The organism is Pseudomonas sp. CH61 (genome assembly GCF_059429415.1).
This window is the reverse complement of record NZ_CM182098.1, coordinates 2,797,521-2,817,522: the sequence shown is the minus strand read 5'-3', so window position 1 is coordinate 2,817,522 and position 20,002 is coordinate 2,797,521. Positions and strand designations below refer to the sequence as shown.

18 protein-coding genes and 3 pseudogenes are annotated in these 20,002 nt (G+C 57.8%); 14 read left to right on the top strand and 7 right to left on the bottom strand.

All coding sequences use genetic code 11. The features are described 5' to 3' along the window. Positions 1-51: 51 nt before the first annotated feature. From AC5SEM_RS12600 to msrA, 7 genes and pseudogenes are all read left to right on the top strand, one after another. Positions 52-198, top strand: a pseudogene (locus AC5SEM_RS12600) (DNA/RNA non-specific endonuclease); the annotation flags it as partial. Between the two features lie 131 nt (positions 199-329). Then, positions 330-758, top strand: a complete 429-nt coding sequence (locus AC5SEM_RS12595) for an NTF2 fold immunity protein (protein WP_137216888.1) — start codon at positions 330-332, stop codon at positions 756-758. 137 nt (positions 759-895) lie between these two features. Beyond that, positions 896-1,402, top strand: a complete 507-nt coding sequence (locus AC5SEM_RS12590; RefSeq protein ID WP_495473166.1) for a DUF4265 domain-containing protein — start codon at positions 896-898, stop codon at positions 1,400-1,402. A 96-nt stretch (positions 1,403-1,498) separates the two neighbouring features. Beyond that, complete coding sequence (locus tag AC5SEM_RS12585; protein WP_495473165.1) at positions 1,499-1,930, top strand: DUF4265 domain-containing protein; 432 nt, start codon at positions 1,499-1,501, stop codon at positions 1,928-1,930. Positions 1,931-2,057: 127 nt separating this feature from the next. Continuing rightward, positions 2,058-2,299: pseudogene (locus tag AC5SEM_RS12580) on the top strand (PAAR domain-containing protein). A gap of 57 nt (positions 2,300-2,356) precedes the next feature. Beyond that, a complete protein-coding gene (locus AC5SEM_RS12575; RefSeq protein WP_077572605.1) occupies positions 2,357-2,752 on the top strand; it encodes a hypothetical protein in 396 nt (131 codons plus the stop codon). Between the two features lie 167 nt (positions 2,753-2,919). Then, positions 2,920-3,426, top strand: coding sequence for a peptide-methionine (S)-S-oxide reductase MsrA (gene msrA, locus AC5SEM_RS12570; RefSeq protein WP_495473164.1), 507 nt, complete (start codon positions 2,920-2,922; stop codon positions 3,424-3,426). Here msrA and AC5SEM_RS12565 read toward each other — a convergent pair. Continuing rightward, positions 3,389-4,066, bottom strand: a pseudogene (locus tag AC5SEM_RS12565) (TetR/AcrR family transcriptional regulator). The gene msrA and the pseudogene AC5SEM_RS12565 overlap by 38 nt on opposite strands. A 111-nt stretch (positions 4,067-4,177) precedes the next feature. Between AC5SEM_RS12565 and AC5SEM_RS12560 the strand changes: the two are divergent. After that, the gene (locus AC5SEM_RS12560; protein ID WP_495473163.1) at positions 4,178-4,834 is read left to right on the top strand and encodes an O-methyltransferase; all 657 of its coding nucleotides are present in this window, start codon (positions 4,178-4,180) and stop codon (positions 4,832-4,834) included. A gap of 230 nt (positions 4,835-5,064) precedes the next feature. Here the strand turns inward: AC5SEM_RS12560 and AC5SEM_RS12555 are convergent, their stop codons facing one another. After that, positions 5,065-7,194 (bottom strand): TonB-dependent receptor family protein, encoded by a 2,130-nt coding sequence (locus AC5SEM_RS12555; protein WP_495473162.1) that lies wholly within the window; start codon positions 7,192-7,194, stop codon positions 5,065-5,067. A gap of 190 nt (positions 7,195-7,384) precedes the next feature. Here AC5SEM_RS12555 and ppk2 point away from each other — a divergent pair, with 190 nt between their 5' ends. Next, on the top strand, positions 7,385-8,200 hold the full coding sequence (ppk2, locus tag AC5SEM_RS12550) for a polyphosphate kinase 2 (RefSeq protein ID WP_495473161.1): 816 nt from the start codon (positions 7,385-7,387) through the stop codon (positions 8,198-8,200). 372 nt (positions 8,201-8,572) lie between these two features. Then, a complete protein-coding gene (locus tag AC5SEM_RS12545) occupies positions 8,573-8,788 on the top strand; it encodes a hypothetical protein (RefSeq protein WP_495473160.1) in 216 nt (71 codons plus the stop codon). Positions 8,789-8,793: 5 nt separating this feature from the next. Here the strand turns inward: AC5SEM_RS12545 and AC5SEM_RS12540 are convergent, their stop codons facing one another. Next, positions 8,794-11,406: a bifunctional diguanylate cyclase/phosphodiesterase gene (locus tag AC5SEM_RS12540; protein WP_495473159.1), complete on the bottom strand. Its 2,613-nt coding sequence runs from the start codon at positions 11,404-11,406 to the stop codon at positions 8,794-8,796. A 221-nt stretch (positions 11,407-11,627) separates the two neighbouring features. On the opposite strand from AC5SEM_RS12540, the gene AC5SEM_RS12535 reads away from it, so the two are divergent. Further along, the gene (locus AC5SEM_RS12535; RefSeq protein ID WP_495473158.1) at positions 11,628-13,826 is read left to right on the top strand and encodes an OsmC domain/YcaO domain-containing protein; all 2,199 of its coding nucleotides are present in this window, start codon (positions 11,628-11,630) and stop codon (positions 13,824-13,826) included. A gap of 269 nt (positions 13,827-14,095) precedes the next feature. Here the strand turns inward: AC5SEM_RS12535 and AC5SEM_RS12530 are convergent, their stop codons facing one another. The 3 genes from AC5SEM_RS12530 to AC5SEM_RS12520 form a co-directional block, all read right to left on the bottom strand. After that, the gene (locus tag AC5SEM_RS12530) at positions 14,096-14,611 is read right to left on the bottom strand and encodes a PaaI family thioesterase (protein WP_495473157.1); all 516 of its coding nucleotides are present in this window, start codon (positions 14,609-14,611) and stop codon (positions 14,096-14,098) included. Between the two features lie 8 nt (positions 14,612-14,619). Further along, positions 14,620-15,777 carry a GGDEF domain-containing protein gene (locus AC5SEM_RS12525; protein ID WP_495473156.1) on the bottom strand — a complete coding sequence of 386 codons (1,158 nt, stop codon included), beginning with the start codon at positions 15,775-15,777 and terminating at the stop codon, positions 14,620-14,622. A gap of 147 nt (positions 15,778-15,924) precedes the next feature. Further along, positions 15,925-16,173 carry a hypothetical protein gene (locus tag AC5SEM_RS12520; protein ID WP_077572617.1) on the bottom strand — a complete coding sequence of 83 codons (249 nt, stop codon included), beginning with the start codon at positions 16,171-16,173 and terminating at the stop codon, positions 15,925-15,927. A 170-nt stretch (positions 16,174-16,343) separates the two neighbouring features. Between AC5SEM_RS12520 and AC5SEM_RS12515 the strand changes: the two genes are divergently transcribed. From AC5SEM_RS12515 to AC5SEM_RS12505, 3 genes are all read left to right on the top strand, one after another. Continuing rightward, positions 16,344-16,988: an ATPase gene (locus AC5SEM_RS12515; protein WP_116032600.1), complete on the top strand. Its 645-nt coding sequence runs from the start codon at positions 16,344-16,346 to the stop codon at positions 16,986-16,988. An 86-nt stretch (positions 16,989-17,074) separates the two neighbouring features. After that, positions 17,075-17,416 carry a hypothetical protein gene (locus AC5SEM_RS12510; protein ID WP_077572619.1) on the top strand — a complete coding sequence of 114 codons (342 nt, stop codon included), beginning with the start codon at positions 17,075-17,077 and terminating at the stop codon, positions 17,414-17,416. 657 nt (positions 17,417-18,073) lie between these two features. Beyond that, positions 18,074-18,715, top strand: a complete 642-nt coding sequence (locus AC5SEM_RS12505) for a LysE family translocator (protein WP_137216874.1) — start codon at positions 18,074-18,076, stop codon at positions 18,713-18,715. On the opposite strand, the gene AC5SEM_RS12500 is transcribed toward AC5SEM_RS12505, so the two are convergent. Next, positions 18,712-19,905, bottom strand: coding sequence for a GAF domain-containing sensor histidine kinase (locus tag AC5SEM_RS12500; protein WP_116032593.1), 1,194 nt, complete (start codon positions 19,903-19,905; stop codon positions 18,712-18,714). The genes AC5SEM_RS12505 and AC5SEM_RS12500 overlap by 4 nt on opposite strands. Positions 19,906-20,002: the final 97 nt, after the last annotated feature.

The window sequence follows — 20,002 nt, the reverse complement described above, 5'->3', positions numbered from 1 at the left end:
CTGTCCTGATAAAAAAACGGGGGGCGTAACTTTGACTGTAATACGGACGACGCTGGCCATGCCATCAGAAATCGATTGGGTGGAAGCGGTGGTAAGGGGAACATTTTTCCTCAAGCCCCTAGTGTTAACCGTGGTGAGTTCCGTGACTTTGAGGGAGATATTGCCGACGCTGTTAAAGGCGGTAGTAACGTAATAGTACGTGTCACCCTCAGTACGATGAAGGTGCCACTCGACCCCATTCTGTTTTGTACCAGGCGAGAGTTGACGGGGATACTGAAAGTCGGCTATTCCAGAACCCTTGTTCGTGCGATTGTTGATAGGATCGTTTTATGTCACCTAGTGAGCGATTACAAAATTTTCTTTCGCAGATGCATGAGTGGGAGGTGGGATTTCATGCCGAGAAGCGATGCGACGCATATAAGACGGATTCGGGGTATCGGACTAAGGCGAATGAAGCAGCAAAATCAAGGTTGGAAGCGATATTCTCTGAAAATCTGAGTGTGAAAGCTTTAATTGCCCTTGGATCAGCAAGGCTCGATACATTAGGTACTGGACAGCCTCCGGAGTATGAACAGACCATTTTGACTGATACCGAAGAACAGCTAGATAAGGTAACGAATATTCAGGCAGTCAGAAAAAAAGGGCTGAAACAACGTTATCGATACACCGTGATCGGAGAGCGTGATGAACCAAAAATTGATGGGGTTAGCGTTTGGCGCGCTAGCAGTGAGAAATGGGAGCGTCGTCATGCGATTTAGCCCTGAACCGGTCTCTGAAGAAAATCACCTGTGCACGAGTTGATGAAAACTGCTCTGGGACAGACCACGTTTCTGAAGGTTTTTAAACGTGGTTTGCCTAATAAAGTCTAGTCGGCTTATCACCCTGAGCGTATAGAATGAAAGGTACCTTTCACAAGATTGTCTTTGAGTTAACGCCTGACGAGGATGATTATCCTCCTGTATCTGCTGAGTCGATCTGGGGCATCTATGCCGGTGATGGCACCTATATCTTAGACAATACTCCCTATTACGTTTATGGCGTGAGTAAGGGAGATTCCGTGCAGCTAAAGTCCAGTGGCGATGAGATGATAGCTGTGCGTGTCGCAAAACAGGGTGGCCATTCGACTGTCAGAGTTTTTGCCACTGATACTGAAGAGAAAAGAAAAATAATCGCTCATCTTCATCAGTTAGGTGCCTCGTGCTCAGTTAGTCAGGAAGTGTCGCTGTTTACAGTGGATATTCCCTCGGATTGTGATTTTTTCGCAATCGACAGATATTTGTCTGATATTGCTGATGGGGAAAATACTGCATATGAGGATGCTTGTCTGCAGCACTCAGATATTGAGTCATCTCGTCTAGGGGAGTGCCTGTCATTGGCTTCTTTACCACTACTAGCTCATTGATTGAGTAAGCCCTAAGGGGGCATGGAGACAGGCCGTGAGCTGGAGTTTATTAATCGTAGTCTGTCCCTGTTAATACTCACTCCTTAAGGACCTGAAATGGAAAAGGTATTTTTTAACTTGATCGTCGAAGACGATTACCCTCCTGTATCGAGCGAAAGCGTTTGGGGCGAAAAAACGGCATCCGACACATTCATTGTGAAGAACATACCGTTTTATTCGAGAGATGCTTGTCTTCATGATGAGGTTGCTGTCATCGCCGGTGCAGACGGTGAGCACCTTTTCGATAAGGTCGTCACGAGCAGTGGTAACAGCACCATTCGTATAATTTTCTTTGCTGAAGGAGTACCTTACATCTCGCCCGTGCTGGACTCCCTAGTCAATATAGGTTGCAAGTGGGAAGGAATGAGTAAGAAATTCTTTTCCATCAACATTCCTGCGGAGGTTTCCTTCGATGAGGCGATAGACCTGCTTGCTGAGGGAAAAGCTAAAGACTGGTTGGATTTCGAGTATGGATTGGTCCGACAGTAGAGACGCCTACCTAGTAGGCGGAGGGTAACCGTCCGGCCAACTCACCTTCCTGACCCCGACGCCAAAGGCGATGGTGTACACCTGATTTAAGTGGACACCATTTCTAGCCTTTTAAGCGGGTCTTTCCATGCAGTCACAACGCCGATTAACTCGCCTTGCGAGATTTGCAGGCTCTCAGACCGACCTCAACGGCAAGCCGATTGCCGGTGTCGGTCACAAGGTTAGTTGCCCATTGTGCAAAGGCATATTCCCGATCGCCGAGGGCAGCAGCACCTACACCGTCGATGGCACGCCCATCGCGACGGCATGAAAACCGCCTGCGGCGCTGCGTTGATTGCGAGTGGGCCGAAAGGCGCCGTGATCAGCTAGGCATCAAACATTCTGGATTCAATCAATACCCCCGCTGTAAACCTTAAAGGACTAAACATGAAATACACCGCTTTGATCTTCGCCATGACCGCAGCCCTGGGCACCGCCAGTCTCGCCCATGCGGAAGAGATGGATCCTGCAGCGCTGAAAAATGCCTACGACATGGGGCGCAACTCGGTGGGTTTGATCAACCACTGCGTCGACAAGGGATTCTTGAAAGCTGACAGTACTGAGAACGCCAAGAAGATGAGCGACTTTATTAAGGGCATGCCTGGGCCAGTGGACAAAAGTGACGGCGACAAAATCGAAGCTCAGGGACGCAAGGGTGAGATGTTTATGAACGGTGAATACCAAAAGCTCGAGGGTAACCTGCCGCCGACGCTCAGTCTCAAGCAGTGGTGCGAACAGGCGGATCAAGGCATGCGTAATGGCTTGAAGCAAGTAGGTTTGTAAGTGAGTCCGACCTTGTGGCCAGGCTCGAAAAACGCTCGCTGATTGCGAGCGTTTTTTATTCCGCTGCAGGTGCTTGATGTAGTTCTATTGGCTCAGCCCCTTGGAATCCGCCAACCCGCCCTCATAACCATCGCTATACCCAACACCCCGAAGAGGAACGACACGCCATGACCACTCAAACCGAAACCGCCATCCTCGCTGGCGGCTGCTTCTGGGGCATGCAGGATTTGCTGCGGCGCTATCCCGGCGTGTTGCAGACCCGCGTCGGTTACACCGGCGGTGATGTGCCGAACGCTACCTATCGCAACCATGGCGACCACGCTGAAGCCATCGAGATCACCTTCGATCCTGCGGTGATCAGCTACCGACAGATCCTTGAATTCTTTTTCCAGATTCACGACCCGAGCACGGCCAACCGTCAGGGCAACGACCTCGGTCGCAGCTATCGCTCGGCGATTTATTACCTCAACGAAGCGCAGCGCGATGTCGCCGAGGACACGGCTGCCGATGTCGACGCCTCAAAACTGTGGCCGGGCCGCGTGGTGACCGAGATCGAAGCGGCGGGGCCGTTTTGGGAAGCGGAGCCGGAGCATCAGGATTACCTGGAGCGCATTCCGAATGGCTACACCTGCCATTTCATTCGCCCGAACTGGAAGCTGCCGAAACGCGGGTGAGCGGTGCACTCCGCTCATTCAGCGCCAGCACATAGGCGCTGAACATATCCGCCAGCCCGTCGGCGCATACCGAGATTTCCTCCTCGGTACGTGGGCTGGAGGAAAAGTCTTTGCCGACCGAACTGAGCGTGGTCAGGATCAAATCGCACGCCGACGTGCGGATTTGTTCACCGACCTCAGGCAGCAATTCGTCCATGAACGTGGCGAAAATCTGCCGCCCGGCAGCGCGCACTGCGTGGGCTTCGGGGGCGTTGCGGTAGAGCGGGGCGGCGTCGTTCAGTGCGCCGCGCATCTGCGCTTCGTCGCACTCTGAACGAATGAATGCCTGCACCAGGGTGCGCAGGCGAGTGAGTGGCGGCTGCTCAAAGTCTTGCAGAATCCGCTGCAACATCTGCGTGGTGTGCAACCACTCATCGCTCTGCAAGCGGAACAGGATCGCCGCTTTGTTGGGGAAGTACTGATACAGCGAGCCGATGCTCACCCCCGCCTTTTCTGCGACCCGTGCGGTGGTGAAACGGGTGGCGCCGTGCTCGCTCAAAACCTAAATAGCCGCTTGCAGAATCGCCGCCACCAGTTCGCTGGAGCGAGCCTGCTGCGGCTGTTTGCGTGAGGAAATACGGACAGTCTGGGGCTTGGTCATCGGCAACTCTGGCGTCCGGGGGAATGCGAATAGCGCAAGAAGCGAATCGCTCGCATCATTTAAACGCGACGAATTGCTCGCATTCTAGTTCCCGACTGACGGAAAGCAATCATGACGACCTTGACCACTGAAACCCTCGCAAGCCTGATCGAACGCCTCTACGCCCAAGCCGGCGCCGCCACCAGCCCGGTGCTGGAAACGGTATCAGGCGAAGAACGCGAGCGCCTGATGCACAGCAAAACCGAGTACCTGAAGCTCTATGAACTGCTCAAAGATCTGTGGCTGCCGGTCTCTCGCGACACCGGCAAACTGCTGTACATGCTGGCGCGCAACACCAAGGCCAAAGCCATTGTCGAGTTCGGCACCTCGTTCGGCCTGTCCACCCTGCACCTGGCGGCGGCGCTGCGCGATAACGGGGGCGGAGTGTTGATCGGCAGTGAGTTCGAACCGTCGAAGATCGCGTTGGCGCGGCATCACTTCGTTGAAGGTGGCGTCAGCGATCTGGTCGAGATTCGCCAGGGAGATGCGATGGTGACGCTGGCAACGGATCTGCCGGAAACGGTGGATCTGCTCCTGCTCGATGGGGCCAAGGCATTGTATGGCGACGTGTTGAATCTGGTTGAAAAACACTTGAAGCCGGGTGCCTTGGTTGTGGCGGACAACACCGATTATTGCCCTGATTATCTGGCTTACGTTCGTGCGCCGCAGAACGGATATCTGTCTGTGCCGTTTGCGGATGATATTGAGTTGTCGATGCGGTTGGGTTGAGGCTGCGGAGAAAACGGGGTCTCCGTGTTCTTTCAGTTGTTTCAATCTTGAATGGACTACCGTCTTCGCGGGCAAGCCCGCTCCCACAGGTTTAAGTGTTGCCCGCAAAATCGCGGTACAGCACAAATCACTGTGGGAGCTTGCCTGCAAGCGATGGCGGTGGGTCAGTTAGCTTCTTCGCAACAGATACGCCGCTATCGCCAGCAGGCTGGCTCCCACAGGTCCAGGTGTCAGAGCAGGCTCCACGACACCCCGACATAAACCCCCATCCCTTCACCCGGCGTAGACCGCGCGGCATCCAGGCCTTTGTCGTCATACCCCGGCGTGACCGTGGCGGCATAGTGCTTGTTGGTCAAATTACGCATATCCACCCACGTCTGCCAGTCACCCTTCGGCGCGTTGTAACCCAGCGTCGCGCCAAACAGTGCGTAAGGATCGGCGTAATAACTGTTGGCGTAATCCACCGCCACTTTAGACACCAGTTGTGTATTCACTGCCGCAAAGAACCCCTGCGGCCAGTCGTAACGCAACTCGCCCTGGTAGTAATGCATCGGCAGACCGGGCAGGCGGTTGTCACTAAAACGATCGTCATCGCGATAGTGGAAATCACTGAAGGTATACGCCTGACGCAAACTCAACTGACGGCCATCATCAGCCGACCAGAGTTTGCTGTTGAGGCTGGCTTCCACGCCTTGGTGCACGGTCGGGCTGGCGTTAAGTTCATACGGCGTGACGGCATTGGCATCCGGCAACACCGACAACAATTCATGCCGCACCTGCGCGTAGTACCACGCCAGACTCCATTCACCGACGACGCTGTCACCCCGGCCGCCCAGTTCCAGTGTGGTTGCGGTCTGGTTCTGCAGTTTGATCGGGTCTTTCTGCGTACCGGTCGCAGCGCCGCTATCAAACGGAAAGCGTACGTTGGAGCTGTAGATCAGCGACCACGGATGCGGCGCCTCAACCGAGCGGCTGAGGTTGCCGAACACTTGCAGGTCCGGGGTGATCTGGTAGCGCAGGCCGAGGCGTGGCGCGTAGTCCCAGTCGTTCATGCTGGTTTTGCCGCCGCTCTGCGGGTAGGTGACAGCACTTTCGCGGCGGGTGTAGATAGCGGCGAGGCCGGTGGTCAGCCAGAGGTCGTCGGCGATTTCCAGATCGTTGCCAAAGTGCAGAACGGTGTCCGAACCCTGATAGGTGAAGTTGCGCATGCGCGTGCCGGGCACGTAGCTGGCGGTGTTGGGCGCGGTGGGAATGCGCACGAACTCGCTGGCGCCGTCGTTGGGCAGGTGTTTGGTCACGCGCAGGCCGACGTTGCTGCGGCTTTCCATGCCGAAAATCGTGTCGCGGCGTTTGTAGTCGAACGTGCCGCTGACGTCGGTATAGGCGACCTTCAAGCGGTTCGGGCCTTCGCGCAGGTCCATCGGGTAGTCGTGGTAGACGAGGCCGGTCTGAATGCTCGAGTCGTCGTCGATATAGAACGTGGTCTTGTTGCCGATGAAGGTGCTGCCCGGCTGTTTGCGGCTGTCATCGCGTGCCACATAGGACGGATTGGCCGCGCGAGGCGAGTGCTCGATGGAGTGCTTGGTCACGCGGCCGGCGAGGTCGTTGTCGGTCTCGCGGTAGCGGATATAGAAGCGCGTTTCCAGGTTCGGGTTGAAGCGATAGCCGAAGTTGGCGATCACGCCTTTGCTTTCGCTGGCGGTGTGATCCTGATAGCCGTCGGCGTTGGAATCGGTGAGCGACACGTAGTAATCGAAGTCGCCGAGCACCTGCCCGGAACTGATCTGACGCTGCTGATAACCGTGGCTGCCGGTGGCGTAGCGCACCTGTAGTTTCGGTGCGTTGTAACCGGTGTGGCTGACGTAATCGATGGCGCCACCCAGGGCCAGCGAGCCGCGATCGAAGCCGTTGGCGCCGCGCAGTACTTCAACGTGGTCGACCCACAGCGGTTCGAGCAATTCATACGGCGTGCCGCCCGGGCCGGTCAGCGGCAGTCCATCAAGCAGGGTGTATAGCCCCGACGCATGGGCGCCCGGCGCACGGTTGATGCCCGAGCCACGGACCGAGATTTTCACGCCTTCGTTGCCCGCCGACTGCGCATAAACCCCAGGTTGATACGCCAGCACATCCTGATTGCTCGCCACGCGGCCCTGCAGCGGCTGACGCATGTCGACCACGCCGGTGCCGCCGGGCACCTGATCGAGGCGGGCCTTGGCTTCCTCAACAGAGACATCACTGCCGTTGCGATCCTCGGCCGAAATCAGCACTTGCCCCAGTTCCAGACCTTGAGTCTCGGCCATCGCCGGGCAGGCTAGAGCCAGGCCGAGCAGGGCGGTGGGCAGGGATTTGGACGCGGGCATCGAGAAAACTCCAGGCAGACAAGGGCAGGGCAATGAACAGTGCGACGCAAGAAAGAACGAACGAAACACATGGCAATTTTGCTTTTTGCCCGGCAATGGCAAACAGCACGGCATGAACTAACCTCACGTGTCTGGTGTACCCCGTCAATCAACACTCTGTTTCTGCATTTATTGGAGAGAGGCCAAGGTCATGGCAAAAGGCAAAAAGAAGGCCGCCACGGCGCCTGAAAGTCTGAAACTGAAAAACAAGGATTACCTCGAGCATTTGCGCAAACTGCACGTCGAACTGGTCAAGTTGCAGGAATGGGTGATCGCCAAGGGCGTCAAGGTCTGCATCGTTTTTGAAGGGCGCGATGGCGCCGGCAAGGGCGGGACCATCAAGGCATTGACCGAGCGCGTCAGCCCGCGTGTCTTTCGCGTGGTGGCGTTGCCGGCGCCGACCGATCGCGAGAAAAGCCAGATGCACGTGCAACGTTATCTGCCTTATCTACCGGCGGCAGGCGAAGTGGTGATCTTCGATCGCAGTTGGTACAACCGCGCCGGTGTTGAGCGGGTGATGGGCTTCTGCACCGACGAGCAGGCCGACAAATTCCTCAAATCGATTCCCTTGGTTGAACACGCCATCGTCCAGTCCGGAGTGATCCTGCTCAAGTACTGGCTGGAAGTCAGCCCCGAAGAGCAGACCCGCCGGCTCGAAGCGCGAATCAACGATGGTCGCAAGACCTGGAAACTGACACCCATGGACTTGAAGTCCTACAGCCGCTGGTACGACTACTCACGGGCGCGGGACGAAATGTTCAAACACTCTGACACCGAACACGCGCCGTGGCTGGTCGCCGACTCCAACGACAAGCGCCGCGCACGGCTGAACATCATCACCGATGTGCTCAGTCGCATTCCGTATGAGGATGTGAAGCGCGACAAGGTCGAGTTGCCCAAACGGCAGAAGCCGGGCAAGTACCGGGATCCGGATTATCCGTATAAACGCGTAGCGACAAAGTTCTGACAGCTGGCCCGCACAAATCCCTGTAGGAGTGAGCCTGCTCGCGATAGCGGTGTGTCAGCCAACACATCCGTCACAGACAATCCGCTATCGCGAGCAGGCTCACTCCTACAGTATTCGGTGATCATCCGTCATGGCGGATCAGCACAAACCCTGTGGGAGCTTGCCTGCAAGCGATGGCGGTGGGTCAGCCAATATTTTCGGTGCAGACAATCCGCTTTCGCGAGCAGGCTCGCTCCCACAGGGTTTGGTGGCGTTTCCTGCATTGCTGATCAGTACTACCCCTTAGAAGTGAGCAGTCCATCCGTCGACTGCGCTGAACCATCGCGATCTCGTTTCTTTCTACCCGTGGAGTCCTTCACGAGATCATTCCCGATGTTCGATCAGCGCAAACAAGAAAAACTGGCGGCATGGCGAAAACTGGCGACGCAAGCGCAGATGCGTCTGGACCCGGAACAGCAGTACGACGAACTGCTCAAGGCCGCCGATGAAATGGAGGAGCAGGGGCTGATCACCAGCGCCGAGTGGCGGCAGTTAGTGCGCGATGCAGGCAATTTGTTTACCGCCGATTTGGGTCGTACAAACGGTTAAGTCCTTCAGGTCACGCGACCTTTCTTTGCCTTCAGCTGTGCGCCCCTGGAATCGTGCAGCAATTGCGCAAACGCGACTTTGTCGATCGGCCGACTCATGAAGTAACCCTGCACCTCATTGCATTGATCAACGCCGAGAATATCCAGTTGCTCTTCGGTCTCGACGCCTTCGGCCGTCACGGTCAGGCCCATGGCTTTGCCTAACCCGATGATTGCCTGCACCACCGCGCGATCATTGGTGCCGCTGCTGATCGAGGCAATGAAACGCTTGTCGATCTTGATCCCGTCGAACGGGTAGGCGCGCAAGTAACCGAGCGATGAGTACCCGGTACCGAAGTCGTCCATGTTCAGGCGCACGCCGAGTTCTTTCAGGGCATTCATGGTGGTCAGGGCGCCGTCGGTGTCGTTGAGCATCACGTTTTCGGTGATCTCCAGTTCCAGGCGACTGGCCGGGAAACGGCTTTGCACCAGCACTTCGCGAACATCCTCGACCACATCGCTGACAGCAAACTGCGCGGGCGACAGATTGACCGACAGCAGAATGTCCTCCGGCCAGCCCAACGCGGTTTCGCAGGCCTCGCGCAGCACCCAGCGGCCGAGCGGGACAATCAGATCGGTCTGCTCTGCCAACGGGATGAACAAGTCCGGGCCGAGCAATCCCTTGGTCGGATGCTGCCAGCGCACCAACGCTTCGACCGAAACGATGTGCTTGCCATCGATCTTGTAGCGCGGCTGATAGTGCAGGATGAATTCGTTGTGCGTGAGCGCGTGACGCAAGTCATCTTCCATTTGCCGGCGCGTCTGGATCTGATCGCTCATGTGCGCTTCGAAATAACACCAAGTGTTTTTGCCTTCGGATTTGGCTTGATAGAGGGCTATGTCGGCGTAACGGATCAGGTCGCTGGGCACATAGCCGTGGTGGCGACTGAGCGAGATGCCGATGCTGGCGCCGATGTGCAGCGGATGGTGTTCGAAGACCACCGGTTGATGCAGGCTGCCGATCAGGCGGGTGCAGAATTTGTCGATTTCGTGCGGACTGTCCATACCGTTGAGCACCACGATGAATTCGTCGCCGCCCAGTCGCGCGACGATGTCGTGTTCGCGAGTGCACTCACGCAGGCGCACGGCGACTTCCTGCAGCACGGCGTCACCGGCCGGGTGGCCGAGGGAATCGTTGATCGGCTTGAAGTTATCGAGGTCGATCATCAGCAGTGACAGTGGCGGCGCGTGCTCTTTGAGCAGCAGCGCTTCATCCAGATAACGCGCGAGTTTGTTGCGATTGGGCAGGCCGGTGAGGGCGTCGTGCATCGACAAATGCTGGATCTGCGCATGGGCGGCGACTTCGTCGGTGATGTCGCTGGCGGTACCACGATAGCCAATGACTGTGTGCTGCTGATAAATCGGCCGGGCCGACAGTCGACAGTGGCGTTGCTGGCCGGCGTGGTCACGGTAAGTGCAACGCAAATCACTGGCGCTGTTCTCCTCGGTCAGGTTTCTCAGCCACAGTTCCAGCGGCGTGGTATCGCAACTCAACAGGTGGCCGATGTCTTGCCCCAGCCACAGGGTTTGCGGGTAACCGGTCACTTCGCTGAAGCGCGCCGACAGGTAGGTCAGCGCGAGGGCGCGATCGACTTCCCAGATCCAGTCCGAAGCCGCTTCGGCCACGGCGCGAAAGCGTTCTTCACTGGCTTCCAGCTCGCGGTTGGCGTTTTCCAGTGCTTGATTGGAGGTTTGCATGACAGCAAAACTCTGGTCGACGTACTGCGATGAACGCAAGGCATGACGGAAGAAGTACGCGGTCAGCAGCATCAGCACCACAATCGTCGCGCCGAGTGGCGGCAGCAATGACCACAATAAATGTTGCCCGGGTCGCTCCAGATCAGCGACCAGGCTGTAACCGGTGCTGTCCAGCGGCACCCGAGGGCGCTGCGGGTCGATGGTCTCGTCCGGCGCCAGGGTCAGGTTGTTCAAGCCGTAACCGCTGCCGATCAAGCGCAACTTGGTCGGCGTGAGTTTGTCGACGAACACCAGCACCGATGAGGTCTGCGGATCGCCAAGGGGCCGCTCATCGTTGGGAATGATCGCCGCCGCCGACACCAGCGCCGGCCAGCCTTCGAACAGTGAGTAGCGGCTGACCGGTTTGGTCAGATCACCTTGGCCCAACACTTGATCGAGTAACTCCGTGGCGCTCACCTGTACGAACGCGGACAGCTCGGCATCGACCATTTGCCCGCGCACCACCGCGTAACGGGTGCCTTCGCGGTTGAGCACGAACACGCCGTCATAGCCGTCACTGGTGAACAGGGTTTTGCCGAGGTTCTGCTCGGTGTAGGCCCAATCGGTGTCGACCTGACCGCTCAAATGCTCGTAGGCGGTGGTCCAGTAGGCGTAGCTGGTGATGTAGTTTTTCGAGGCAGTGATGCGGTTTTCCAGCGCGCGAGCCGAGTAAAAGCGGGTTTTGTTGATCTCGTCGTTGTCGAGGCGTTCGGCAATGCCGAGCAAGGCCACGGTCGCGGCAATCACGCCGCTGACAAACAGTGCTCCGACCGCGAAGGCCAGGCGGCGAGTGACGGCGCTCTGGCGCGGTGGAAGCGGGGCTGCATAGCTGGAAAGGTCCATGTGCTCGTCCTTGATCCGCTGTCTTCTGAATCTAGAACCACGGCGTGGGCGCAATGTTCAGATTGTTCTCGGCGACTGCTCTGAAAGCGTAGTGAACCCCGCGTGATTTGTCTTCCCAAGTGCAGGACGCCGATCAGCGGCCAATCCCGAAAGGGCAAGACTTCCCGCGCAAAAACCGGATAATGGCGCCCATTCGTTTAGCCGTATTCTGGTAATCCCGCATGGAAATCAAGGTCAACTTTCTCGACAACCTTCGACTTGAAGCCAAGTTCGACGACTTCACGGTGATCGCCGATCAGCCCATCCGCTACAAGGGCGATGGCTCGGCACCGGGGCCGTTCGACTACTTTCTGGCATCGTCGGCGTTGTGTGCGGCGTACTTTGTGAAGTTGTACTGCGACACGCGCAACATCCCCACGGAAAACATTCGTCTGTCGCAGAACAACATCGTCGACCCGGAAAACCGCTACAACCAGATCTTCAAGATCCAGGTCGAGTTGCCGGCGGACATCTCCGAGAAAGATCGTTTGGGCATCCTGCGTTCCATCGATCGCTGCACGGTGAAGAAGGTCGTGCAGACCGGCCCGGAATTCATCATTGAAGAAGTCGAGAACCTCGACGCCGATGCCCAGGCGCTGTTGATGCCGGTGGCCGGCTCCGACGCAGGCACCTTCATCGCCGGCAAGGACCTGCCGCTGGAGCAGACAATCGCCAACATGTCGGGGATTTTGGCCGACCTGGGCATGAAGATCGAAATCGCCTCGTGGCGCAACATCGTGCCCAACGTCTGGTCGCTGCATATCCGCGATGCGCATTCGCCAATGTGCTTCACCAACGGCAAGGGCGCGACCAAAGAGGGCGCACTGGCCTCGGCGCTGGGCGAGTTCATCGAGCGCCTGAACTGCAACTTCTTCTACAACGACCAGTTCTGGGGCGAGGAAATCGCCAATGCCGAGTTTGTTCATTATCCGGACGAGCAATGGTTCAAGCCGGGCCCGAAAGACGAGTTGCCGAGCGAGATCCTCGACGAATACACCCGGAAGATTTACAACCGTGACGGCGAGTTGCGCGGCTCGAACCTGTTCGACACTAACTCCGGCAACACCCAGCGTGGCATCTGCTCGCTGCCGTTTGTGCGCCAGTCTGACAATGAAGTGGTGTACTTCCCGTCCAACCTGATCGAAAACCTTTACCTCAGCAACGGCATGAGCGCTGGCAACACCCTCGCCGAAGCGCAGGTGCAGTGCCTGTCGGAGATCTTCGAGCGCGCGGTCAAGCGCGAAATCCTCGAAGGCGAAATGGCCCTGCCGGACGTGCCGCAAGAAGTGCTGGAGAAATACCCGAGCATCCTCGCCGGCATCAAAGGCCTGGAAGAGCAGGGCTTCCCGGTGCTGGTCAAGGACGCGTCGCTGGGCGGTGAATTCCCGGTGATGTGCGTGACCCTGATGAACCCGCGCACCGGCGGCGTGTTTGCCTCGTTCGGCGCGCACCCGAGCCTGGAAGTGGCGCTGGAACGCAGCCTCACCGAGCTGTTGCAGGGCCGCAGCTTCGAAGGTCTCAATGACTTGCCGCAGCCGACCTTCTCCGGTCAGGCCGTGACCGAGCCGAATAACTTTGTCGAGCACTTTATCGACTCCAGCGGTGTGGTGTCGTGGCGTTTCTTCAGTGCCAAACCGGACTTCGAATTCGTCGAGTGGGACTTCTCCGGCCAGGGCGAAAACTCCAACGCCGAAGAGGCCGCGACGCTGTTCGGCATCCTCGAAGACATGGGCAAGGAAGTCTACATGGCGGTCTACGAGCACATCGGCGCCAAGGCCTGCCGGATTCTGGTGCCGGATTACTCGGAGATCTACCCGGTCGAAGACCTGATCTGGGACAACACCAACAAAGCCCTGCAGTTCCGCGCCGACATCCTCAACCTGCACAACCTGAGCAAAGTCGGCCTGCGTAACCTCGCCCAAGGCCTGGAGAACAGCGAGCAGGACGATTACACCGAGATCACCACGCTGATCGGCGTCGAGTTCGACGACAACACGCCGTGGGGCAAGTTGACTATTCTGGAGCTGCGCCTGCTGATCTGCCTCGCGCTGCAGAAGTACGAGCAGGCCAAGGATCTGGTTGAAGCGTTCCTGCAGTACAACGACAACACCGTTGAGCGCGGCTTGTTCTATCAAGCAGTGAACGTGGTGTTGGAGATGGAACTGGATGAAGACCTGCTGCTGGAAGACTACGAAGCCAACTTCCGCCGGATGTTTGGCGACGAGCGTATGGATGCGGCGATTGGTTCGGTGAATGGCAGCGTGCGGTTTTATGGTTTGACGCCGACCAGCATGAAGCTGGAAGGGCTGGATCGGCATTTGCGTTTGATCGAGAGCTATAAAAAGCTGCATACGGCGCGGGCGAATGTGAGGCAGGTTTAAGCCGGTTTCACATTGAGTTCGGCGGTGGATTCACCCCTCACCCCAGCCCTCTCCCCAAGGAGAGGGAGCTAATTTGTGGGCTTTTCAAAATCCTAGTTCGACTCGATATCTCAGGTCGGCGTATTTCGAACAGACGCCTCGGTCAGTCTCCTTTCCCCAAGGAGAGGGCTGAGGTGAGGATTTTTCAAATCCAGAGTTCGACTCGATATCTCAGGTCGGCGTATTTCAACCAGACGCCTCGGTCAGTCCCCTCTCCCTCTGGGAGAGGGTTAGGGTGAGGGGCTTTGGCTTTTTCGCCCATGCGCCGCATCCGCCAGTTGCCCTGTATCGACCCGCACAAACACCGAATCACCCACCGCCGTCAGTACATCCCCCGCATACACCTCGCAAATCACCCGCGTCTTGCGCCCAACCTCACCCTCGACGGTCGCCCGCAAAACCAGCTGTACGCCCATCGGTGTCGGTTTGATGAACTTGATGCCGAGGTTGCCAGTAACGCAGTCAATACGCGGCAGGCTGCCGGGCTCGCGGTTTTCTGCGCGGTAGTGGTAGGCCATGACTGTCCAGTTGGAATGGCAGTCGACCAGCATCGCGATCAGGCCGCCGTAGACCAGGTCCGGCCAGCCGCAGTATTTGGCCTCCGGCAGGTGTTCGGCTATAACGTGCACGCCGTCTTCATGCCAATGGCTTTTGACGTGCAGGCCGTGCGGGTTGCGGCCGCCGCAGCCGTAACAGACGCCTTCGGGCGCGGCGAGGTCTTGCAGAGGAGTATCGAGGCTGGACATGGTTTTTATTATCCTGGCGTGGTGAGTCCGGTCAGGCACAGGCGATTGCGCCCGCCGCGTTTCGATTCGTAGAGTGCCGCGTCGCCTTGCTCGATCAGTGTCGTCAGGTTGGCAGGCGGGTTGTCGAACAGGCTGGCGCCGATGCTCAGGGTCACGGCCGCGGTGGTGGGGAATGTCTGTGAAGTGGTGCTGAGAAACTGCTCGCGCAAGGCGTTGCCCAGTTCCATGACGCGCTCGCCTGATGTGTTGTTTAACAGGATGACAAACTCGTCACCGCCCAGACGCGCCGTCAGCGCATTGCGCGGCAGTACCGAGCGGATCATCTCGCTCAGGGCGATCAGCAAACGATCCCCGGCGGTGTGGCCGTACTGGTCGTTGACCAGTTTGAAGTTGTCGATGTCGATCAGCAGCAGGGCGCCGGGATGCTCCGCCGAAACCTGTTCGAGCAGGCGCGGCGCGCGCTTTTCGAGGGCGCGGCGGTTGTACAGGGCGGTCAGCGGATCGCGTTCGGCGAGGCGGGCGATCTGTTTTTCCCGGCGATAACGTTCGGTGCCGGTCATCGACAGGGCGATCAACATGATTGCCATCGCGCCTTCGACCAGGGAAATCTGGATGATCTCGCCACGAAACGCCGCCAGATCGATCAGCGTGCCGGGGATCACCACGGTCAGGGCTTTGGCCACATAGAAGATCCCGTGGCCGAGCAAAACGTAACGCAACTGCACCGCGCCGACGCTCAACGACTTGCCGTGGGGGCGCAGCAATGAGCTGGCCTTGAGGGTCGCCAGCGCCACCAGCAACGAATTGGCCGCCAGCATGACCTTGGACCACAGCGGCCCGTCCGGCAGCAACAGCATGACCAGCCAAGTGACAAAGATCAGATACCAGGCCGGCGACAGCCGTATCTGGGTAAAACGTGCCACACCGAGCAGGAACAGGAAGTGCGCGGTCACCAGCAAGCCGTTGGCGAACCAGATACCGATCAGCAGAAAGCCGCTGCTGCGCAACAGGGCGAGGGTGGAACCGACGGTGATGGTGGCAAAACCGGCGCTCCACAACAGTAGCGAAGGCTCACGAATGCTGCGCCATTCGATCGCCAGATACAGCGCGGCAGCGGCTGCGAGGGCGATGGAAAGGGTCAACATCGTAGGTGGGTCGAGCGGCATTTCTGGATGAGCCTGTCTGATTGGCAGTGAGACCGGCGATTGTAAGCGTTCGGGCGGTTTTTTCGCAGAGGCCTTATTGCCGCGCAGACCATTGGCAGCGGGGAGGGCGCGGTCGTTAGTCGCCCCCCTGACCACGGTGCCGATCGGTCATTGCTGTGGTGCGAGCCAGGTGTCGACGACTCGACGATCCAGCTCCTCCCAGTACGCCATGCCCAGCACGCGCGTGGTGTTGAGCCCGCGCAGGTAACCGCGCAACTGATTGGCAGTGTCGGTGATGATCTGCGGGTCGGTGATGCCTTTGTCCAGCAATACACTTTCGTACTGAACCAGATACTCGGCCACACGCTCGCGAAAATCGGGCAGAACGGCGTCACGGATCAGGTCAAACGTTCTCAAGGCGAACTCCTCATTTCATGTTTTTCTCGTTGTAGTTGAGTGTGTATCAGTCTGCACATCGCGCAACTATTGCTAGAAGTAATAGTGACCATCAAGAAACGCAAGTTCTGCTTTGTCGGTAAACGGCGGAAAATCGCCTTCATCGAACACGCACTCAAGGAATTTGCGCGATGAACACCCTGACCCGACTGGCTTTGGTCGCCCTGCTGACAGGCGGCGCACTGTTCACAGCTCCGACTTACGCAGCCGACGCCGGGTCGTGTCACTTCCAGACCCTCACAGGCAGCAGCGCCACCCTTCAGCATTCACAGACGGTCGGCGTGCTGCTCAGCGAGAACACTCTGGACAACCTGCAATACCTTGAGCGTTACCACGACATGGCGGTCAACGGCGCGAAAGATGCGCTCGACTCGCGGATTCGTGAAGCCTTTGTCAGCAGTTCCGATCCGGAGCTGGCCATCGACTGGCTGGTGAGTTCGCTGCAACAACAGTTCTTGTCGGTGACCGTTTACGACAACCTGGATGCGCTGGTGCAGGCTCATCCGGACGTGGTGGTGAAGCTCGACACGTTCAATCGGCTGCTGACCCAGCGTAACAGTCTGGTCGAAGCGCGGTTCACCGCACGCTTCTACGACGCCGACCTGCAATACATCGGCAAGGCTGAAGGCGCCGTCGAGAAACAGTTGCCTTCGGTGTGGGTGCATAACCAGGCCGCACCGGTCATCGCTGCGCAGATCGACAGGCAGCGTGACTTGCAACTCAACGCCTTGAAGCAATTCGATGTGTCGCTCAAGGCGTTGGTGGCGTCGAGCTGAACACTTAAAACATAAATGGCAACGGCGGCTCCGTGAGGCTGAACCGTTGCCGGTTGAATCGAACCTTTATTTTCAGGATGACACCGATGCGTCTTTTCTTTGTGCCTGCTCTGGCCGTTGCCTCTTTGTTGCTCGCTGGTTGTGCTTCGGCGCCGAATAACCCGAGCCTGACCTTGCAGACCAGCAAGACGCCTGCGCAGTACGCCGATTGTGTTGTGCCGAAGTTGCAGGGCAGTGCGCTGAACCCGACGGTTTCGCAGACTCAGCGCAGTTATCGGATTGTGGTGCCGAGCAAGGTTTCGGCTGACAACGTGCTGGAGGCTTACAAGGCTGGCGCTGGCGGCAAGGTGTTTATCTACGAGCGGCATTTGTTGGCTTCGAATCTTTTGCCTTCGAGTTTTGAGCGGGCTGCGCAGGATTGCATCTGATTTTGGCTTTTGTACGGATTTGACTGAGCTCCTTTGGTTGGCCGCAACCAACCAATTTTTTGCCCCGCGCCCTTATTTGGTTGCGGGGCTTTTTTTTGGTTCTTGGCGGCCTTTGGGCCGACCAGGTTCTTGGGGTTTTGTGTGAATATCCGTTGTTTTTGGGGTTGCGGCTGGCGGTTTCGCTCTTACAGCGAGTCCCTTTGGCAAACGCCCCAAAGGAACCAAAGGTCTGGGCCCCGGCGTTCGGCCCTCGCCGTGGCTCGGGTTCCTTCGTTACGGGATCTATCCGGGGGCATCGCCTACGGTTTGCTTCGCTGCACCTCCTCTCGATGCATTTGGCTCCGCCAAACGGTCGCTGCGCTCCCACCCCCGGATAAATCCCTCCACTCAGCCTGCCGAAGGGGCCAGCACGGCTAGATCAAGAGCTGCAGCCGAGCTAACGCTCATCCTGTTGAGTGGTGAGTAGCGGGCGGGGGCGGCTTTTGATTTGTTTCTGAATTTGAGTACGGCTCGGTATTCCACGTCGGTGTATCTCTTGCCATCACCTCGGTCAGTTCCCTCTCCCTCCGGGAGAGGGCTAGGGTGAGGGGCTTTTGATCTGGGCTATGCGGGCGGTTGCTGTAACATGCAGCATCTTCAATCTTGCGAGCAGCGAAAATGGATTCTCACTCGATATTGACCTTCACTCTGGTCGCCGCAATTGCCATCGCCAGCCCGGGGCCGGCGACGTTGATGGCGATCAATAACAGTCTCGCGCATGGGCAGCGCAGTACGATCTGGTCGTCGCTGGGCAATGCCAGTGGTTTGTTCTGTCTGTCGGCGGCGGCGATGTTGGGGTTGGGGGCGTTGTTGGCCAGTTCCGAAATTCTGTTCAATGCGGTGAAGATCATCGGGGCCGGGTATTTGTTCTATCTCGGGGTCAAGCAGCTGTTCAAAAAGGGGCCGATGCTGCCGGAGGGTGTCGAGGGAGCGGCGAGTACGGTGCGACCGACCCGCGGTAAGCTGTACAAATCGGCCTTTTTGACGGCGGTGACCAATCCCAAGGCGACGATGTTTTTTACCGCGCTGTTTCCGCAGTTCATTGATCAGGGCGCCGCGCTGTTGCCGCAGTTTCTGATCCTGACTTCGATTTTCATGGCGTTGTCGGTGTCTTCACTGAGCATTTACGCGGCGCTGGCGTCCCGGGCCAAGGGTGTGTTGACTCGTCCGGCCTTGTCCCGTTGGGTCAGTCGTGTGGTCGGTTCGACCTTTATCGGTTTTGGTGCAGCGATTCTGACGATGCGTCGGCAGGCGGCTTAAACCCATTTGAATCGGGCCGGGAATCTCGCCACAAAGCAGGTTCCCGCCTCGGCAGTTGAGGTCACGCTCAAGGTGCCGTTGTGCGCTGTCGCTATCTGCGACGCGATGTAAAGTCCCAAGCCCAAACCTTCGCAACGCTGCCCGGCTTCGGCTCGGGAAAACGGTTCGAACAGCAGTGGCATCAATTGCGCTGAAATCGGCGTGCCCTGATTGGTCAGGGAAATCACGATCTCGTCATTTTCTGCATAGGCTTTGAGAACGATCGGCGCGCTGTTCGAGCCATGGGTCGCGGCGTTGCCCAGCAGATTGGAGAGCAATTGGCTGATGCGCAGCGCATCGCAATAGATGCCTGCCGGCACATCCAGCTCATGGATAAACACCGCTTGGGGATGGGAGGCTTGTACCTCGGCAAGGGTCAATTGCAGGGTGTGCTGCAAATCATCCACCAACTTGCGCTGCACCGGAATCCCGCCGCCCAGTCGTCCTCGGGCGAAGTCGAGGATGTTTTCGATCAACACACCCATGCGCACCGAGCTGGTGCGAATCGCCGAAATCAGATTGAGTGAGCGCTTTTCTTCGGTTTTGCTTTCCAGCAGGTCAGCGCTCATGCGAATGGCGCTCAGCGGTGTGCGCAAGTCGTGACCCAGGACGGCGATGAATTGCTCGCGCAGGCGCCCGAGTTCATTGGCGTTGTTCAGCTCGATTTGGGTCGCTTCCAGATGGCGTTGCGTGTCCAGGTTCATGGCGATCAATTGAGCGAACAAGGTCAGTGTTTTGGTAATGGCCGGTTCATCGATATTGGCCGGGACCGAATCGATGGCGCACAGCGTGCCGAAGAAATCGCCATTGGCTTTGACGATGGGAATGGAGATGTAGCTTTCCAGGCCATAGGTTTTCGGCGTGTGGTGAAGCGAAAAGACCGGGTGCGCACTGGCGTGTCCGAAGATCACCGGCTGTTGATGCTGGCGGATCTCGTGGCAGATGGTTGATTCAAGCACCAGTTCGCCACCGGGTTTGAGCCCGAAATCAATCGAGTCATCAACCGCGCACGCCACCCAGTTGCTTTCAGTGACTCGCGCCACCGCCGCGAAACGCATGCCGGTGAGGTGTTTGACCATGCTCAGGATGACCGGCACCGCGTCAATGCTGCGGATCGCGTCGATGTCGGGGGTAAATGCCGGATTGGTCATGGTGTGATGCTTCGTGAAGAGTTCGCTCAGAGACTATCTGTTATTGCCGAACATGACTAATGCGCTAGCCACAAAGAACAAGGGCGCCACGGATTTC

Bases quoted from the DNA above. Each gene is read 5' to 3' on its own strand.
- AC5SEM_RS12595 (WP_137216888.1), top strand. From the start codon at position 330: ATGTCACCTAGTGAGCGATTACAAAATTTTCTTTCGCAGATGCATGAG.
- AC5SEM_RS12590 (WP_495473166.1), top strand. From the start codon at position 896: ATGAAAGGTACCTTTCACAAGATTGTCTTTGAGTTAACGCCTGACGAG.
- AC5SEM_RS12585 (WP_495473165.1), top strand. From the start codon at position 1,499: ATGGAAAAGGTATTTTTTAACTTGATCGTCGAAGACGATTACCCTCCT.
- AC5SEM_RS12575 (WP_077572605.1), top strand. From the start codon at position 2,357: ATGAAATACACCGCTTTGATCTTCGCCATGACCGCAGCCCTGGGCACC.
- msrA (WP_495473164.1), top strand. From the start codon at position 2,920: ATGACCACTCAAACCGAAACCGCCATCCTCGCTGGCGGCTGCTTCTGG.
- AC5SEM_RS12560 (WP_495473163.1), top strand. From the start codon at position 4,178: ATGACGACCTTGACCACTGAAACCCTCGCAAGCCTGATCGAACGCCTC.
- AC5SEM_RS12555 (WP_495473162.1), bottom strand. From the start codon at position 7,194: ATGCCCGCGTCCAAATCCCTGCCCACCGCCCTGCTCGGCCTGGCTCTA.
- ppk2 (WP_495473161.1), top strand. From the start codon at position 7,385: ATGGCAAAAGGCAAAAAGAAGGCCGCCACGGCGCCTGAAAGTCTGAAA.
- AC5SEM_RS12545 (WP_495473160.1), top strand. From the start codon at position 8,573: ATGTTCGATCAGCGCAAACAAGAAAAACTGGCGGCATGGCGAAAACTG.
- AC5SEM_RS12540 (WP_495473159.1), bottom strand. From the start codon at position 11,406: ATGGACCTTTCCAGCTATGCAGCCCCGCTTCCACCGCGCCAGAGCGCC.
- AC5SEM_RS12535 (WP_495473158.1), top strand. From the start codon at position 11,628: ATGGAAATCAAGGTCAACTTTCTCGACAACCTTCGACTTGAAGCCAAG.
- AC5SEM_RS12530 (WP_495473157.1), bottom strand. From the start codon at position 14,611: ATGTCCAGCCTCGATACTCCTCTGCAAGACCTCGCCGCGCCCGAAGGC.
- AC5SEM_RS12525 (WP_495473156.1), bottom strand. From the start codon at position 15,777: ATGCCGCTCGACCCACCTACGATGTTGACCCTTTCCATCGCCCTCGCA.
- AC5SEM_RS12515 (WP_116032600.1), top strand. From the start codon at position 16,344: ATGAACACCCTGACCCGACTGGCTTTGGTCGCCCTGCTGACAGGCGGC.
- AC5SEM_RS12510 (WP_077572619.1), top strand. From the start codon at position 17,075: ATGCGTCTTTTCTTTGTGCCTGCTCTGGCCGTTGCCTCTTTGTTGCTC.
- AC5SEM_RS12505 (WP_137216874.1), top strand. From the start codon at position 18,074: ATGGATTCTCACTCGATATTGACCTTCACTCTGGTCGCCGCAATTGCC.
- AC5SEM_RS12500 (WP_116032593.1), bottom strand. From the start codon at position 19,905: ATGACCAATCCGGCATTTACCCCCGACATCGACGCGATCCGCAGCATT.